Genomic DNA, 16263 nt, shown 5'->3' with positions numbered 1-16263 from the left:
TTACCCCTCCAAAATAAGGCGCTGTGGATCTGTTAACAGCCTTTTTATTTTGTTCATTGCCTTCTGAGCCGTTGCACCGTCAATCAGACGATGGTCGAAGCTCATTGACAGAGCAAGCATAGGTGCAGCAACAATTTCTCCATCGCGAATAATCGGTTTCTCAGCAATTCGTCCAATGCCGAGGATTGCCGATTCCGGCTGATTAATTACCGGCGTAAACCATTGTCCGCCTTCAGAACCAATATTGGAGATTGTGCATGTTCCGCCTTTCATATCGGCGGCAGTCAACCGACCTTCTTTTGCTTGACTGGCCAGGCGGCTAATTTCCGAAGCCAACTCGTATAAAGATTTGGATTCCGCATGCTGAATAACCGGAACAAATAATCCATGCGGTGTATCCGCTGCAATTCCAATATTGTAATAGTGTTTATAAATAATTTCCTCATTCGCTTCATCTAGTGACGCATTAAGAATCGGGAATGCTTTAAGCGCAGCGACAAGCGCTTTGACGACATAAGCAAGATAGGTCAGGCGTACACCTTGCTCCGCTGCCTCAGCCTTGAACGTTTTTCGATGGTCGACGAGTTTACTCACATCAGCCTCATCCATAAGTGTCACGTGCGGCGCTGTCAGCATAGAATGAGCCGTTGCACGGGCAATCGCTCGGCGAATTCCTCTGAATTTCTCCCTAGTTTCCAGCGTAGATTGGGAATTTGCTTTATCTGCCTCATTTTCCACATGATCCAGTTCAGCTTCCGCTACTGGTTGCGTCGATGACTGGGACGTTTCTTCTGGCTGATTCAAATAATTGTCGACATCCTCTTTAAGAATCCGACCATTGCGTCCGGATCCATTTAGTGTTACGATTGCCACCCCATGATCACGAGCGTATTTACGCACGGATGGCATCGCTATCACTTCGGTCGTTTTACTGCTCTTCACTGATTCCTCTGACACTGGCGACTGTGCTGGTGTTATCTGCTCTTCGTTCTCCGCAGACGCTTCTGTCTCTTCCTCATTCGATACATCTGATTCTAAAGTAATCACAACTGTACCGACTTCGACAGTCTCTCCTTCGTTCACATCAAGGCTTAGCACTTTGCCGTCAACTGGCGATGGAATTTCAACAACGGCTTTATCATTTTGCACTTCAGCCAGCGTATCGTCTTCTTTAACTTCGTCGCCTGGTTTCACAAACCATTTGACGATTTCTCCTTCATGAATACCTTCGCCGATATCCGGTAATTTAAATTGATAGGCCAATGGCGCCACTCCCTCAGTTTCCAACTTATTTCCAGATTTCCTTATTTTACGTTCTCCTTAAAGCTGCTGTTGTTTTAAGACGTTTATTGCTATGTGTTCGCTTGCCGCGAGCGCTACCTGCGAGCCTCCTCATACATGCTAGAATCTGCGAGGCCCGTCTGCACGCTGTTCCTGCAGGCGTCTCACACATTGCCTTTTGGTCAAAAAAGCAACATTCAATTGAAACATCGCCTCTATTAAAAACGAATCGTTTCCTGGACTTTTTCAATGATATCTTTGGCTTTAGGCAACCATTGCTCTTCGGCAGCGGCAAATGGAAAGACGGTGTCCGGTGCGTAGACTCTGCCGACAGGCGCATCCAAGTGAAGAAGCACGCGATCATTGATTTCAGCGATAACTTGAGCACCGATACCCGCCTGTTTTTGCGCTTCCTGAACGACAACAGCACGTCCGGTTTTCTGAATGGACTGAATAATGGTTGCTGTATCAAGCGGATTAATCGTACGCAAGTCAATGATTTCAGCATCTATTTTTTCTTTCGCTAGGCTTTCAGCAGCTTTCATTGCTTCGCGAACCATCGCGCCGTACGTAATAATCGTAATGTCCGATCCGCTCCGGGTGACTCGTGCTTTCCCTATTTCCACAGTATAGGATTCTTCCGGAACCTCTTCGCGAAATGAACGGTAGAGTTTCATGTGTTCCAAGAAAATTACCGGATCATTATCACGGATGGCAGCAATCAAAAGTCCTTTGGCATCATACGGATTAGACGGAATAATCACTTTCAATCCCGGGCATTGATAAAACAAGCCTTCGAGATTATCTGAATGCAGTTCCGGTGTTTTGACACCGCCGCCAAACGGCGATCGGATGGTTACCGGTGCATGATAAGCGCCGCCGGATCGATAGCGAAGCCGCGCCATTTGGCTGACAATGCTGTCCATCGCTTCGAAAACAAAACCGAAAAATTGGATTTCCATGACTGGTCTGAATTGCTGCATGGCGAGGCCAAGAGCCAGCCCGCCAATGCCTGACTCCGCAAGCGGTGTATCGAAAACGCGGTCCTCACCGAAAGCGTCATAAAGACCCTCGGTTGCTCGGAAAACACCGCCGTTCTTCGCAACATCTTCACCAAAAAGAAGCACATTCGGATCATCGTGCATCTCTAACCGAAGCGCCTGGTTTATAGCCTGAATCATCGTCATCTGTGTCATTTCTTCTCCCCCTCTTTTCCCTTATAGATGGCTAATTGTTCTTCAATAGCGGGGGTTGGTTTTTCATACATAATCGACAGCAAATCACTGACTTTTTGTTTCGGCATCTGATCAGCTTTTTTCAGTGCATTTGCCACATCGCTCTTCGCTTCCGCTTCTACCATCTCGTGATCTTCTGAGGTCCAGAGACCTTGGCTTTCCAGATACTTTCTAAAGCGGACAAGCGGATCTTTTTTCTCCCATTCATTGGTCAGCTCTTTTGTCCGATACCGTGTCGGATCGTCGCCAGCCATTGTATGCGGACCGTATCGATAGGTCAATGTTTCGACAAACGTTGCACCTTCGCCGGCAACGGCACGCATGCGCGCGTCACTTACAGCCGCATAAACAGCAAGCGGATCCATACCGTCAACCTGAATGCCACGAATCCCCGCTGCTGTTGCCTTTTGTGCGAGTGTTTTCGCGGCTGTCTGTTTTTCTACAGGTACAGAAATAGCAAAGCGATTATTTTGACTGATAAAAATCGTCGGTGTCTTAAAAACACCCGCAAAATTAAGCGCCTCATAAAAATCGCCTTGAGACGTCGCGCCATCGCCAAAGTAAGTCAGAGCGACATTTTTCTTTCCACGTTTCTTCAAACCGAGGCCAATTCCTGTTGCCTGCGTGCATTGTGCGGCAATGATAATCTGCGGCATAAGTACATGGACGCCATCAGGAATCTGTCCGCCCAAGAAATGACCGCGCGAATAGAGAAAAGCCTGATAAAGCGGCAGTCCATGCCAAACCATTTGTGGAATATCCCGGTATGACGGAAGCAGCCAGTCCTCTTTATCCAAAGCAAACTCACTCGCTAGCATCGATGCTTCCTGACCGGCAACTGGCGCATAGAAGCCAAGCCGTCCTTGGCGGTTTAGTGACAGTGCTCTTTGATCCCATATTCTTGTATACACCATGCGACGCATCAGTTCCCGCAGTTGTTCGCTGCTGAGTTCCGGCATCGCCTCTTTATTGATAATTTCGCCTTGCTCATTGAGAATCTGCAAGGTTTGGAAGGAATGATCAGAAACTTCCAAATTTTTTGCAGTCATCTTGTTCACCTCTTCCTCCAGAATACTCATAAAAACCGCTTAGATACAAGCGCTTTCAACGCTTGAAAAACGCAATTTATTTGCGTCCCTGCCACTCAAGCGTTATCAAAGGATTTTTTTTCACATGTTTCGCGTGATTTATCTCATTGATCCTAATCTCAGTTTATAATATCGGCTTCGTATTAGTCAAACAAGAGGATTCGTTTAGGTAATCGCTTACATTTGAGAGTATTAAATGCGGCTATGTCCGTGAGAATGCTATGGGCAAATCTTTTTTACAATACTTGCACTCCGGTCACTCGCTTGCCGCGGGGACCACTTGGACGTCTTTCCACAGGTGTAGCGCCCCCCCACTCTATTTTTCTACGCAAAAACCACACACTTTTATCAAAAAGATGCCTGAAAGTCAATTTCTTGACCTTCAGACATCCTCAATGGGATATATATTTCAATGTTCATGAACGATTCATTCGTCTGTAATAGCTCACGCAAACCTCAGGTGGGCTCAGCCGATTTACGAAAAATAGTGATTATATCAGTCCAATTTTCTTCAATCCATAGTAAATTCCATCTTGATCAACAGGTCGAGTCACTTCATCAGCAGCTTTTTTCGCTGCAGCAACAGCGTTACCCATGGCTACGCCCGTTCCAACAAAACGCAACATCTCCACATCATTGTATCCATCGCCGAAAGCTGCTGTTTCTTCTCGAGACAATTGAAGAATCTGCAACATTTGGCTGATGCCGAAGGCTTTTGAGCCATTTTTCGGAATCACATCTACAGCGTATGGATGCCAGCGAACATAGTCAAAAGAATCAAGCGGTGCTTCATTCAAATAAGCGTGATCGTCCTGCTCCCCATAAAAAAGCAGACTCTGATAGACGTCCTCTTTACAATAAAAATCCGGTTCTATTTCAGGGAGGGGATACGGCAGCTTTAGACTGTTGATACCTTCTTTGACTTTGGCATTAATTTCTCCATCACTTCGCATCGTACGTTCGTTGAGAAAAACAAGACGTTGATCGCGCGCGCGCGCTTCTTGTTCCAAACGTTCCAACACATCTTTTGGCAAATGCTTTTTATAAATGGGTTCCTTCTTATAGACAACATAAGAACCATTGAAGCTGACATATGAATCAATACCGAGCTTCTCGCGCAATTCTTGGAACATAAACGGCGAACGCCCTGTTGCAATTGCAGTGGCGATCCCTTTTTCTTTCAAGGCTTGAAGCGCCTCAACTGTCGATTCCGGGACTTTTTTGTTTGGATCATAAAGCGTATTATCGATATCAAAAAAAACTATTTTTACCTGCGGCACAGATTTTTCCACCCTTTCATCTCCCCATCGTTCCTGATGCAAATTGGGCATCCTACTTATAAGCCAAGCCATGCAGAGAAATATTTTTTAGACATTGTTCCAAAAAAATAATTTCAGCGATTTCATTATAACAGGAAATTCCAGTAAGAAAAGTGATCAAACATTGACATGTCCGTTGTTATACAGTTCTGGTGACTGAGACCATTATATAACAGATTATCTATGGTTCTAGAGTTACTCGATAGAACGAATGAAAAGTCAAATCACCAAAACAATGAAATATGTGCCAATTTCATATATAATGGATTTTAGAATCAATTTTGAGGGGAGTATTCAAATGATTTACAAAGTGCTTTATCAACAATCAAGAAAAGAAATGCCCGTGCGGGAAAATACGGAAACCCTTTACCTTGAAGCAACTGACGTTCGCGACGTCAGAAAAAAACTTGCAGACAAACCTTACAATGTGGAATTCATACAGCCGCTAAGTGGAAAATTCCTCGACTATGAGAAGCAGTCTGCGAAATTCAAACTGGAGAAGTTATAATTTTATGAAATTTGTCAAGAACCATCAGACAGCTGTTTTCTCGCTTGGCGGTCTGGGCGAGATCGGGAAAAATACGTATGCGATTCAATTTCAGGATGAAATCATTGTCATTGATGCCGGCATCAAATTTCCTGAAGATGAGTTGCTCGGTATTGATTATGTTATCCCAGATTACAGCTACCTGGTGAAGAATGCGGATAAAGTGAAGGGCTTATTCATTACCCATGGTCATGAAGATCATATCGGCGGCGTCCCTTACCTGCTCCGTGCGTTAAATGTGCCGATTTATGCCGGGAAACTTGCGGCAGGGCTGATTCGCAATAAACTGGACGAACATAATCTGCTTCGGCGGACCGTGATTCATGAAATTACCGAAGATGATGTCATCAAGTTCCAAAAAACATCGGTCAGTTTTTTCAGGACCACACACAGCATTCCAGATTCCTATGGGATCGTTGTCAAAACGCCTCAAGGTAATATTGTCGAGACCGGTGACTTTAAATTTGATTTTACGCCTGTTGGCGGTCAAATTGCCAATCTGACGCGAATGGCGGAAATCGGAAAAGAAGGCGTGCTCTGCTTGATGTCAGACAGTACAAACGCCGAAGTGCCCGGTTTTACGATGACTGAACGCGAAGTTGGCGAAAATATTAAAGATATTTTTCGAAAAGTGGACGGACGCATCATTTTTGCAACGTTTGCATCCAATATCCACAGACTTCAGCAAGTTGTTGATGCTGCTGTCGAAACCGGTCGTAAAATTGCCGTTTTTGGTCGTAGTATGGAAGCTTCGTTGACAATCGGTGAAGAGCTTGGCTATGTTCAAGCACCTAAAGATACCTTCATCGACCACCAGCAAATTAACCACCTGCCTGATAATCAGGTGACGATACTCTGTACAGGTAGCCAGGGCGAACCGATGGCCGCCTTATCACGTATTGCAAACGGTACACATCGCCAGATTCAGGTGCAGCCTGGCGATACTGTGATTTTCTCATCCTCCCCGATTCCTGGGAACAAGGTAAGTATCAACAGGACAATTAATTTGCTGTATCGTGCCGGTGCAGAAGTCATACACGGTAAACTCAGCAATGTGCATACGTCCGGACATGGGGGACAAGAAGAAGAGAAATTGATGCTACGGCTGCTCAAGCCGAAATTCTTTATGCCAATTCACGGCGAATACCGGATGTTGAAAAAACACGTTGAGACAGCGCAAGCTTGCGGCATTCCATTTGAGCGTTCGTTTATCATGAACATCGGTGACGTCTTGGCACTCGACCAAAATCACGCAGCTGTGACCGGTAGAATTCCTTCAGGTTCCGTGTATATTGATGGAAGTGGAATCGGCGATATCGGGAATATCGTTCTGCGTGATCGGCGGATTCTTTCCGAAGAGGGACTTGTGATTGTCGTGGTCAGTGTGGATATTGAAGCCCATAAAATACTTGCCGGACCAGACATTATCTCGCGCGGCTTTGTCTATATGCGCGAGTCAGGTGATTTGATTAGTGAGGCTCAGGAACTGCTGACCCAACACCTCCAGGGAATGATTCAGCGTGAAAATTTGCAGTGGTCGGAAATCAAAAGTGGTTTGACCGAAATCTTGGCGCCGTATCTCTATGACAAAACGCGCCGCAAGCCAATGATTTTGCCGATTATTATGCAAGTAGATGAAAAAAGCAGCAAGACCGTTGATAATAGCAATTAAATCGGTCCAACAAATAGAGGCAGCGGATAAATATTATCCGCTGCCTCTATATTTTTGTGTTATTCTTTTCTAATTTCGTCTTGCTCATTCCATCAATCTTTAGTTGAGCGATTGTTTAAACTGCATTTTCTTACGAATGATTCTGTCCTTCAATAGAATAACAAAAATTGGCACGCTGAGCGACAGAATAAAAATCAACGTCAAATACCAACCGGTATGAAGCTTGGCTGATGTTCCAACTGGCATTTTAATATCTGGAAAGATGATGTAAGGCGCGTGGCTTTGCGTATAGCCCATCAGTGCAAAATAATATTGCATCATTACCACGAAAAAAGAGAGACGATAAGCATGCTTGATAAAGACCAGAGTCACCGCAAGCAACAGACAAAGAAGCGACAGTAAAAACATCCAAGAATGATCCAATGTCTTCATAAAATGATCAGGGTTTTGGTTTTCCAGCCCAAGGAAAGTTAATCCGCTTGCAAGAACTGTCGGCATGCTCCAGAAAAGTGCAAAATTTCTCATCCCGGAACTGAGTTCATCTTTGCCATTTGAATGAGAAAACGAGACAAAATACATGGCGCTTATGTATAAAATGCTGACGACCGCGATAATCATTACTGTCCAAAAATAAAAATCAGTCAGCAATTGTTTCCCTAAAGCAAACCAATTTCCTCGACCGGCATTAAAACCGCCTTCACTAATCACCATTGCGATACTGAGGGCTGGTAAAATCAACATCCCAGCAATTCCATTCACAGCGACACATAGCTGATTCAGTGGTGACTTCCTTTGTGTTAGTTCAGCCATCGCAAAAAATGTCCCTTTAATCAAAATCAAAATAATCGCTAAAACGCCTGGAACGGCCAGCGTCGATTGATACATGAGTGCAATGTCTGGTGATAATCCGCAAATAACTGCAAACAACAAAATAAAACCAATGTTAATCAGTTCTGACAACGGGGAAAGGTAGTCGTGTATCGGCGTAAATAGTGAATCCTTTTTCAAAAAAACTTGTCCGTAAAAGAGATAGAAACCTGCTCCGAAATCAATCGAAGCCAGCATCATATAAGTATAAACGAGAATCCAGAGAAGCATGAAAATCAAAGAATCGTTCATCTTGTGCTCCCTTCAAAGCAATCAACCCAAATGCTGTCAGTTCGACGAATCGCAAAAAAATACCTTTTTTTATTATATAACAAAAAACCGTCGCCACACACGATTCAGCCAACTAATTCTAACGATCAGCGGTTTCCAGCGGGCTATGCAACAAAGCAAATGAATCATTTATCGATTTATAAATCCGCTGACAGCTGTTTCTTTTTCAAGAAGTTAGCTAAACTTATACATTCTTAAGCGTCAAAAAAGACGAGGCTCTAAGCAGAGCTCCGTCTTTTTCTCAAACGCGCTTATCAACCGATCTAATCAGACGTGCAGCGTTTCATCACCAGGATGCCAGTTTGCCGGGCACAAGCCGCCGGATTGCAATGCCTGAAGGACACGTAATGTTTCATCAACGTCACGGCCAATATTATTGTCATTCACAACAGAGTAACGCAGATCGCCTTCTGGACTGATAATAAACAGACCGCGAAGTGCCACGCCTTCTTCAGGAATCAGCACGCCGTATTTTTCAGCAACTTCATGTGTGTGGTCTGCCGCAAGACGGAAATTAATCTTGCCAATGCCGCCTTCTTTGCGGGAGGTCTTCATCCATGCCTGATGCGTATAAATCGTATCACAGGAACAGCCAATGATATCTGCATTCAAGTCTGTGAATTCGTTGTAGCGATCACTGAACGCAGTAATTTCAGTTGGGCATACAAAAGTGAAATCCATTGGATAGAAAAAGAAAACGGTCCACTTACCTGCTTTAATATTTTCTTCCAAATTTGCTTTTCCAAAGGATCCGTCAGCATGGACACAATCCAAATCAAACAATGGTGCTTTAGCACTTACAAGACGTTCTACCATTTATAATACCCTCCTATGGATGCTTTTAAGCGTTATCTTTCTTTCAACAGTCATTATTATAAGTAATAATCACTTGCTAGTCAATATTATATGATAATAATTATTATTTTTTTGATGCTATTTATTGAATAATCACTGTTTCAATAACACCCTTCAAATAAATAATTATCAATTAATAGGTTGGAAATCCAATAAACAAAGAAAAATGGATAAGTTCCTCACAAATTTTACTATAGCATTATTGACACAAATAAGCGAAAAAGATGCTTCTGAATGAAAAAAATCCTACACATTAAGCATAAAAATAGTTGCGTCACCAAGTCTTTTTTTGCAAAAATTGTGCTCCGGCTGCTTGCTTGCCGCGGGCGCCGCGCGTCTCCTCGAATAGGCTAGAATCTGCGGGGGCTCACTTGGCTCGCTTTTCCCGTAAGGCGCCAGCGCACCTCGCTGCATTTTTGTACGAAAAACTTTATACGCTTAAAAAAAGGAAACCCGTATGAGGGTTCCCTTTTTTGACTTGTGTTATCAACTTAACGATTGCTTCTAATTATGCTTTCAAGTGATTATTTTTATTGCCCATTGATTAAATAATCACTAATCACTTTTACCCCTTGTTCAAGGGCCGTTTCATCTGGCATGAAGTCTGCCGAATGAAGGCCACTTGTTTTGCCAACGCCGAGCCAGAACATGAAACCTGGCAATTCTTTCAGAAAATAGCCAAAGTCTTCCCCCGTCATCGATTCACCGCAGATCACATGCGGATATTTTCTCGATAAAAGGAAATTGAGGAATGGTTTGACATCTTCAGCACGATTAAAGACCTGATAATAGTTGGCACCATAATCAATACGGCTTGTACAATGATAGGCGATCTCAACCGCTTTTACCTGGCGTTCGATATCATCTTTAATCAATGCCATCGTTTCCTGATCAAGCGTGCGAATTGTCCCCTCAACGCGCGCATGTTCAGCAATAATATTCTGTTTCGTTCCAGCAGTCATTTTGCCGATGGTCACTACCGCTGAATGAAGCGGGTTCACCCGTCGCGCAACGATTGTCTGGAGACTGACGATAAAATGACTCGCTGCCACGATCATATCGTGTGTCAGGTGCGGCGATGCGGCATGGCCGCCTTTACCGTGGAAATCGATAAACAATTCAGAGGTATTCGCAAAAAGGATACCTTCCCGCGTTGCAATGGTGCCTGCTGGAAAATCAGGAGAAACATGCAGCGCGAGGATGAAATCAGGTTTCCATTTCTTGAACTCGCGGCTTGCGAGCATCGGCAAGGCGCCGCCAGGGCCTTCCTCTGCCGGCTGGAAGATAAACAGCATATCATCCTTGATTGGCTGTCTCGCAACTTTTTCAAGAACACCGAGCGCAATAGTCATATGAAAGTCATGGCCACAAGCATGCATCTTACCTTCGTGGCGCGAGGCGAATGAATAACCGGTCTTTTCAGGAACCGGCAATCCATCAATATCCGTCCGATAACCGATAAGCCGCGAAGGATTGCGTCCGGCAACATGAACGAACAAACCGGTCTTCCATATTTTAATCTGAAGACGCTCTTGCGGCAGTTTGCGAATTTGTTCCAATAAGAAAGCCTGTGTTTCTTTTTCTTCGAATCCAATTTCGGGTATTTGATGTAGCGCCCGCCTAATCGCTTTATAATCCATCATCCATAGCCCCTTCAGCCATTGTTCCGATTCATCTTAGAGTTGACGCAATTCCTGCATAATTTCTGTCTTCGCACGCGTTTGATCATCAATCGTCTTGATCACACGCGCCGGTGCGCCGACAACCACGGTATTGGCTGGCACATCCTTGGTCACAATTGCCCCGGCAGCGACTACAGCACCTTCGCCAACACGCACACCTTCCAGAACAACTGCGTTGGCTCCAATCAGCACATTATCTTCAACGATGACCGGCTGGGCAGATGGTGGTTCGACGACACCCGCGAGAACTGTGCCAGCACCAATATGGCAGTTTTTTCCAACCGTTGCGCGGCCGCCGAGCACAGCGTTCATATCGATCATTGTTCCTTCCCCGATAACGGCACCGATATTGATCACTGCGCCCATCATAATCACCGCATTTTTCCCAATTTCCACCATTTCACGGATCAGTGCCCCTGGTTCAATCCGCGCTTCAATGCCTTTCAAATCAAGGAGCGGTACCGCGGAGTTGCGGCAGTCATTCTCAACCACATAATCTGCAATTTTCTCCTTATTTTCTTCGAGGATTAGCTTTATCTCATTCCAGTCGCCGAAAAGCGTACCGGATGTTCCACTGAGAAACGTTTGGATAGTTGACCCGAAGTTGATTGCCTCAAGATCGCCTTTTATGTATACCTTCACAGGCGTTTTCTTTTTACTGTGCTGCAAAAATGAAATAATTTCATTCGCATTCATTTGTTCCATTCTTATTCCTCCATATCCTGTTGTAGTTGACGTTGCCAACTCTCTATTATCATATTTTAACATTAAAACGGAATTTATAAAGGATAACTCTAGGGCATCGTCAAAGTTACTTGTCATCTCCCCCAGTCATTTTTTCTGGATAAAAATGCAGGTTTAAATAACAGCTTAATCAGCAACAAACTTACGTAATAAAAATAGTCTATCAATAAATTATATAGGATCAGCTTACAATGATCGATCTCGGACATTGGAAGAACGAATCGAATACCTATTTTTTACATAGACAAAAAAAACAAGGGTGCTATAATATAGAGCGACAGAATATTATAATTAGTTATTTTGAGGGAGGCTTTTGGTTTTAATGAACAACGGAGTAGCTTTGGATCAACTGTTTACTACCCCCGATTATGACTCTCAAATCGAAGCAAAACGATTCGAATTGTTTCGGATCGCAAAAAGGTTTGGCATGTATTCTGATGAAACACTCCTCTGCAGTCAAGAACTTGATTTATTGATAGCATGTGAACAGGAGAATTGCTTTCCGTTTTAATCTTCACTTGTATCTCCTATTTTGGAATTCCCCATTGTATAATCCCATTAATGTAAACGCTTACCTTCTCATCTCTTTTTGATCAATTTCATTACTTAAATTCTTATGTATAGAAGCGCATAAAAAAAACCAGTTATGAACCCGAGCCGCATGGGCAGCTTATCAGTTCAAAACCAGTTTACAAACGAATCATCTTTCTATCCACTATAATTACTTACAGCATCAAATTCAAAAGTTTAAAGATAACAAAAGCACTTGCGGCTGTCAACGGCAATGTAATGATCCAAGTAATCACAATATTAATGGCAACCCCCCAGTTAACGCCACGCACACGCTCAGCAGAACCGACACCCAAAATTGATGAGGTAATAACATGCGTTGTGCTGACTGGGAAATGAACGAGCGTAAACCCAAAGATAATACATGCCGATGAAATATCCGCTGCCGCTCCGTTGATTGGTTCGATTTTCATTATTTTACTTCCGACCGTGTGAATAATCCGCCAGCCACCGATTGAGGTCCCTAATGCCATCGCTAAGCCCGCAGCAACCCGTACCCAGATTGGAATTTCCACCTTATCCAAATATTTCGAAGCCACCAGCGCCATTGTTATAATACCCATTGTTTTCTGAGCGTCATTCGTCCCATGAGCAAAGGATTGAAGGGCTGCTGTAAATACCTGAAGTACGCGAAAGCGTCTGTTCGTATTTACCAATGAAAAATTATGAAAGAAATATGTAAATGACTTCATAATAATAAAGCCCAATGTAATGGCTGCGATTGGCGAGAAAATCAGTGCTTCAAATATGCTAAGAAATCCCTGGTAATTCAAAGCGCCGAACCCCATTGCAGATATGCCTGCGCCGGCAAGCGAACCGATAATTGCATGCGAGGAACTGCTGGGAATGCCAAGTAACCAGGTCAGTAAGTTCCAAATTATGGCAGTGATAAGCGCAGCAAGGACAATAATCAAGCCCTTGGTTTCATCATGTATGGTAAATGGATCGATGATCCCCTTGCTAATCGTCTGCGCCACACCTGTAAATGTGATCGCGCCAAGAAAATTCATCGTACCGGCCAAGATAATCGCTACGCGCGGTCGCATCGCACGTGTCGAAACAGAAGTCGCAATCGTGTTCGCTGTATCGTGAAAACCATTGATAAAATCAAAGGTGAAAGCGAAGAACACGATCATCAGCGTTAAGACTAAAAGACTGTCCATAAACAAATAATCCTTTCCTGATTAATTCCTGAAACGCATGCGTACAAAGCCAGGGTTACTGATTGTTTCAGGCGTTCCGCATGATAATCGTTTCTAGTGAATCGGCTACATCCTCACAGCTATCGGCGATCGCTTCTAACATTTCATACAGTTCTTTATACTTAATAATTTTAACAGCATCCTTTTCAGTTTTAAAAAGATTCGTAATGCATTTCACGAGCAAGTCATCGCATTGCGTTTCATAATCATTAATCTTTATCACGTTGCTGCGAATGCTAGACATTTTCTTTTTGCTAATTAATGTTGTCGCCAGTTTGATTTCCTTCGAGGACTCATAGAGGTAGTCGACAAACTGTGTCATATACTCATCAACATGCGTCAGGCCGTAAATTTCAAGGCGCATCGACCATTCTTCGAATCCGTCAAGAACGCCGTCCATCTTCATCGCAAGTTCAAGAATATCTTCGCGCTGCAGTGGCGTCACAAAGGTTTTATTGAGTGCGATAATCAACTCATGGACATAGGAATCTCCTTTTCGTTCATATTGCTTCATCTTTGTAGAAAATTCGTGTAAATCCGCTTCGGTAGCAATTTTGCTCTCCACAAAAAAACGAGCTGCCTCTTCAAGATTTAGCGAAATCATTGACAGCATATTTAAAAACTTGTCATTTTTTGACAGCAAGTGCACAAAATCACCCTCCTATTGGTTTGGACCTGGTTGAACCGTTTTTCAGGCACTGACCGGATCATTAATCTCATTGTTCGCGGAAACAAAAGTGAATAATGTCGAAAAAAAGCACCCAAATTTCATTTTAACAGAGCACCGGCCATTTACAATCCATTTTCAATATCTTAACAAAAGATTTACAATACACTCATTAATCAAAGCAAACAACTTCGCTCTTTATTCAGTATCCCAGAATGTACACATGAAAGGCAAGAAATTACATGAATCCTTTAATTACATCCCATGAGAGCGTTTCACATCTTTGATAGACAATAATATAGCGTATCAAGCAAAATAATAGCGACACGCCGCCATGATTATACACAGCACTTGTCGCTTCAATTTCTTTTTCCGTCATGAGCATTTATCTAAGTTTAGTCCACGTATTTTTTTATCTTATTTTTCCATAACTGATAACCTTTGCCATTCAAATGAGTGCCATCAAACGTGTACTTTATCTTCAAATGTTGTGTCGAATCCGAAAAAAACGGGTATAAATTTATAAACACAATCCTTTTTTCCCGGCAGATTTTCTGAAGATTAGCATTAAGTGCTTCGATCTGCGCCGGTGTTGTTGCATATTTATTTAATGCGTTATTGATCGGAAGCGTACTTTGAACATAGATTTTTGTTGCAGGCAATTCGTGTCGAATAGTATCGATAATATGTACATCATTACGTGTCACTTGCTGAGCGGTCCGTCCAAGAGAAAAGTCATTGATGCCAGCCATCAAGAATAATTTAGTCGGCTTCAGATACACGATATCATTAATACGTTTCAGTATTCCTGCTGTTGTATCACCGCTAATACCACGATTTAGAATATTATCATTGCTGAACAATTCGTTCCAGTTGCAATTTTGTGTGATGCTGTCCCCGAGAAAAACAATTTTATGCTGCGCGTCCGGCTTCTCCAAGCTACGAAAAATACTGCTTCTTGTTTTATAGACCTTATCATCGACTGTTAGTACTTGGTTGGGATTACCTAGCGTGCGCAGCCGAAGCGTTTCCTGGTTTTTTGCATAAAACTGCCAAGCACAGAGGAGAATTAATACGATAATAACACTCATAAAAATACGATTCATGATCATGAATTGATGCAATTTATGCGGCATAGCTTAAGGAGCTCCTTCATCTTTTCTTCTCCCATTTTATGCCACAATTATACGAGGCTCAACTCCTTTATAAAGACAATAGAAAGAGACCTTCCCGTTCTGTATGAATAACGTTCGGGAACGCCTATTCCTTTCCACTTCGTTCGGTAGGCTTGATCACATCCGGTTGCCATTTTTATCGTTCTCAAACGAATGAGCGCAGCATACGTTAAAATCGGCAATGATCCGGATGCACCTTATGTGACTAATCAAAATCATGTAAAAGGTTCGTAGTGCGCTTCTTCCGTTCAAGCGGACAGTACCTCTGACAAATGCTTGGATATATAATCTTTCGTTTCGTTGATTCCGCTACCCTCAATAACAATCAGGCATTCTTCATCATGGCTGAATAAGACAAACGATAGAAGTTCAGATAAGCGATGGACTTTATGAGCTTCATTCTTGCCATAAACATAAATATTTTGTTCCCACTGTTTGCAATAGCTGTAGAAATCAATGAATTTATTGAGTCTGAGCTTGGCAGGGCTGAATTTGAACGAAATAACGTTTCGCATCGCTGGACTCCCCTTTCGCGTGATTGTTGGTATCTTTATTGTCACACATTTCGGGCAATTGATGAACGGGTTTTTTTTGTCGAGGAAACACTAGTTTTATCAAAATACTTCATTCTCTCTCAGTTTCAGCTTTTTCATATTATCCATCTTTCTTAGATAAGAAATTTTTGTCTGAGCCAAGTCCCTTTTTCCGTAATAAGAAAAACTTGGCATAGCCAAGTCCTTTTTCAACAATTCGCTTCGGTTGCTCGCTTGCCGCGGGCGCCGCGCGTCTCCTGAGACAAGCTTGAATCTGCGGGGCGCCAGAGCACCTGCGCTACATTTTTGTGCAAAAATCTTTATACTTTCTTTTTCTCTTAATTTACACCTTAAAAAAAATCCCGCGACATGCGGGACTCTGAGAGAGGTGAAGGAATTACTGGTTGAGGGATCCCTTAAAAACATCGTTTCTTAAAAATAGAAGATTCCGACTATCACCAGCAAGATAAACATCACGACGATTAAAATGAACATACGCCGCCCATCCCTTCTACTTTTCTACATTATATGTAGA

17 protein-coding genes are annotated in these 16263 nt (G+C 43.0%); 3 read left to right on the top strand and 14 right to left on the bottom strand.

The window, feature by feature from the left end; genetic code table 11:
- From JOC27_RS00955 to JOC27_RS00940, 4 genes are all read right to left on the bottom strand, one after another.
- Nucleotides 1–1263 carry a dihydrolipoamide acetyltransferase family protein gene (locus JOC27_RS00955; RefSeq protein ID WP_205005106.1) on the bottom strand — a complete coding sequence of 421 codons (1263 nt, stop codon included), beginning with the start codon at nucleotides 1261–1263 and terminating at the stop codon, nucleotides 1–3.
- A 236-nt stretch (nucleotides 1264–1499) separates the two neighbouring features.
- Nucleotides 1500–2477, bottom strand: a complete 978-nt coding sequence (locus tag JOC27_RS00950; RefSeq protein ID WP_205005105.1) for an alpha-ketoacid dehydrogenase subunit beta — start codon at nucleotides 2475–2477, stop codon at nucleotides 1500–1502.
- Nucleotides 2474–3565 (bottom strand): pyruvate dehydrogenase (acetyl-transferring) E1 component subunit alpha, encoded by a 1092-nt coding sequence (pdhA, locus tag JOC27_RS00945; RefSeq protein ID WP_205005104.1) that lies wholly within the window; start codon nucleotides 3563–3565, stop codon nucleotides 2474–2476. The genes JOC27_RS00950 and pdhA overlap by 4 nt, the downstream gene beginning before the upstream one ends.
- Before the next feature lie 530 nt (nucleotides 3566–4095).
- Complete coding sequence (locus tag JOC27_RS00940; protein WP_338062748.1) at nucleotides 4096–4896, bottom strand: Cof-type HAD-IIB family hydrolase; 801 nt, start codon at nucleotides 4894–4896, stop codon at nucleotides 4096–4098.
- A gap of 325 nt (nucleotides 4897–5221) precedes the next feature.
- Here JOC27_RS00940 and JOC27_RS00935 point away from each other — a divergent pair, with 325 nt between their 5' ends.
- Nucleotides 5222–5431 (top strand): DNA-dependent RNA polymerase subunit epsilon, encoded by a 210-nt coding sequence (locus JOC27_RS00935; protein WP_205005102.1) that lies wholly within the window; start codon nucleotides 5222–5224, stop codon nucleotides 5429–5431.
- A gap of 4 nt (nucleotides 5432–5435) precedes the next feature.
- Nucleotides 5436–7142 (top strand): ribonuclease J1, encoded by a 1707-nt coding sequence (gene rnjA, locus JOC27_RS00930; protein WP_205005101.1) that lies wholly within the window; start codon nucleotides 5436–5438, stop codon nucleotides 7140–7142.
- A gap of 99 nt (nucleotides 7143–7241) precedes the next feature.
- Here rnjA and JOC27_RS00925 read toward each other — a convergent pair whose 3' ends face one another.
- The 4 genes from JOC27_RS00925 to dapD all read right to left on the bottom strand — a co-directional run bounded on the left by JOC27_RS00925 (nucleotide 7242) and on the right by dapD (nucleotide 11542).
- Nucleotides 7242–8261 carry a cytochrome d ubiquinol oxidase subunit II gene (locus JOC27_RS00925; protein WP_205005100.1) on the bottom strand — a complete coding sequence of 340 codons (1020 nt, stop codon included), beginning with the start codon at nucleotides 8259–8261 and terminating at the stop codon, nucleotides 7242–7244.
- A 306-nt stretch (nucleotides 8262–8567) separates the two neighbouring features.
- Nucleotides 8568–9116 carry a peroxiredoxin gene (locus JOC27_RS00920; protein WP_205005099.1) on the bottom strand — a complete coding sequence of 183 codons (549 nt, stop codon included), beginning with the start codon at nucleotides 9114–9116 and terminating at the stop codon, nucleotides 8568–8570.
- 569 nt (nucleotides 9117–9685) lie between these two features.
- Complete coding sequence (locus JOC27_RS00915) at nucleotides 9686–10795, bottom strand: N-acetyldiaminopimelate deacetylase (RefSeq protein WP_205005140.1); 1110 nt, start codon at nucleotides 10793–10795, stop codon at nucleotides 9686–9688.
- A gap of 36 nt (nucleotides 10796–10831) precedes the next feature.
- Nucleotides 10832–11542, bottom strand: a complete 711-nt coding sequence (dapD, locus tag JOC27_RS00910; RefSeq protein WP_205005098.1) for a 2,3,4,5-tetrahydropyridine-2,6-dicarboxylate N-acetyltransferase — start codon at nucleotides 11540–11542, stop codon at nucleotides 10832–10834.
- 361 nt (nucleotides 11543–11903) lie between these two features.
- Here dapD and JOC27_RS00905 point away from each other — a divergent pair, with 361 nt between their 5' ends.
- Nucleotides 11904–12092: an aspartyl-phosphate phosphatase Spo0E family protein gene (locus JOC27_RS00905; RefSeq protein ID WP_205005097.1), complete on the top strand. Its 189-nt coding sequence runs from the start codon at nucleotides 11904–11906 to the stop codon at nucleotides 12090–12092.
- Between the two features lie 214 nt (nucleotides 12093–12306).
- On the opposite strand, the gene JOC27_RS00900 is transcribed toward JOC27_RS00905, so the two are convergent.
- The 6 genes from JOC27_RS00900 to JOC27_RS13625 form a co-directional block, all read right to left on the bottom strand.
- Entirely contained in the window at nucleotides 12307–13314 is a 1008-nt protein-coding gene (locus JOC27_RS00900) for an inorganic phosphate transporter (RefSeq protein WP_205005096.1), read from the bottom strand.
- 67 nt (nucleotides 13315–13381) lie between these two features.
- Entirely contained in the window at nucleotides 13382–13966 is a 585-nt protein-coding gene (locus tag JOC27_RS00895; protein ID WP_239529267.1) for a DUF47 domain-containing protein, read from the bottom strand.
- Nucleotides 13967–14258: 292 nt separating this feature from the next.
- Complete coding sequence (locus JOC27_RS00890) at nucleotides 14259–14399, bottom strand: hypothetical protein (protein WP_205005094.1); 141 nt, start codon at nucleotides 14397–14399, stop codon at nucleotides 14259–14261.
- Nucleotides 14400–14415: 16 nt separating this feature from the next.
- Entirely contained in the window at nucleotides 14416–15156 is a 741-nt protein-coding gene (locus JOC27_RS00885; RefSeq protein ID WP_205005093.1) for a GDSL-type esterase/lipase family protein, read from the bottom strand.
- Nucleotides 15157–15443: 287 nt separating this feature from the next.
- Nucleotides 15444–15710, bottom strand: a complete 267-nt coding sequence (locus JOC27_RS00880; protein WP_205005092.1) for a hypothetical protein — start codon at nucleotides 15708–15710, stop codon at nucleotides 15444–15446.
- Nucleotides 15711–16160: 450 nt separating this feature from the next.
- Entirely contained in the window at nucleotides 16161–16223 is a 63-nt protein-coding gene (locus tag JOC27_RS13625) for a YjcZ family sporulation protein (protein WP_205005139.1), read from the bottom strand.
- Between the last annotated feature and the right edge of the window lie 40 nt (nucleotides 16224–16263).

It is taken from the genome of Sporolactobacillus spathodeae (genome assembly GCF_016908935.1).
GTDB classification, from domain to species: Bacteria; Bacillota; Bacilli; order Bacillales; family Sporolactobacillaceae; genus Sporolactobacillus; species Sporolactobacillus spathodeae.
Note: the sequence above shows the minus strand (reverse complement) of the source record. Positions and strands in the feature narration are given on the sequence as shown.

What these genes read in the sequence shown, in the direction of transcription:
- JOC27_RS00950 (WP_205005105.1), bottom strand. Translation starts at nt 2,477, where the DNA reads ATGACACAGATGACGATGATTCAGGCTATAAACCAGGCGCTTCGGTTA.
- pdhA (WP_205005104.1), bottom strand. Translation starts at nt 3,565, where the DNA reads ATGACTGCAAAAAATTTGGAAGTTTCTGATCATTCCTTCCAAACCTTG.
- JOC27_RS00935 (WP_205005102.1), top strand. Translation starts at nt 5,222, where the DNA reads ATGATTTACAAAGTGCTTTATCAACAATCAAGAAAAGAAATGCCCGTG.
- rnjA (WP_205005101.1), top strand. Translation starts at nt 5,436, where the DNA reads ATGAAATTTGTCAAGAACCATCAGACAGCTGTTTTCTCGCTTGGCGGT.
- JOC27_RS00925 (WP_205005100.1), bottom strand. Translation starts at nt 8,261, where the DNA reads ATGAACGATTCTTTGATTTTCATGCTTCTCTGGATTCTCGTTTATACT.
- JOC27_RS00920 (WP_205005099.1), bottom strand. Translation starts at nt 9,116, where the DNA reads ATGGTAGAACGTCTTGTAAGTGCTAAAGCACCATTGTTTGATTTGGAT.
- JOC27_RS00915 (WP_205005140.1), bottom strand. Translation starts at nt 10,795, where the DNA reads ATGGATTATAAAGCGATTAGGCGGGCGCTACATCAAATACCCGAAATT.
- dapD (WP_205005098.1), bottom strand. Translation starts at nt 11,542, where the DNA reads ATGGAACAAATGAATGCGAATGAAATTATTTCATTTTTGCAGCACAGT.
- JOC27_RS00905 (WP_205005097.1), top strand. Translation starts at nt 11,904, where the DNA reads ATGAACAACGGAGTAGCTTTGGATCAACTGTTTACTACCCCCGATTAT.
- JOC27_RS00900 (WP_205005096.1), bottom strand. Translation starts at nt 13,314, where the DNA reads ATGGACAGTCTTTTAGTCTTAACGCTGATGATCGTGTTCTTCGCTTTC.
- JOC27_RS00895 (WP_239529267.1), bottom strand. Translation starts at nt 13,966, where the DNA reads ATGCTGTCAATGATTTCGCTAAATCTTGAAGAGGCAGCTCGTTTTTTT.
- JOC27_RS00890 (WP_205005094.1), bottom strand. Translation starts at nt 14,399, where the DNA reads ATGACGGAAAAAGAAATTGAAGCGACAAGTGCTGTGTATAATCATGGC.
- JOC27_RS00885 (WP_205005093.1), bottom strand. Translation starts at nt 15,156, where the DNA reads ATGCCGCATAAATTGCATCAATTCATGATCATGAATCGTATTTTTATG.
- JOC27_RS00880 (WP_205005092.1), bottom strand. Translation starts at nt 15,710, where the DNA reads ATGCGAAACGTTATTTCGTTCAAATTCAGCCCTGCCAAGCTCAGACTC.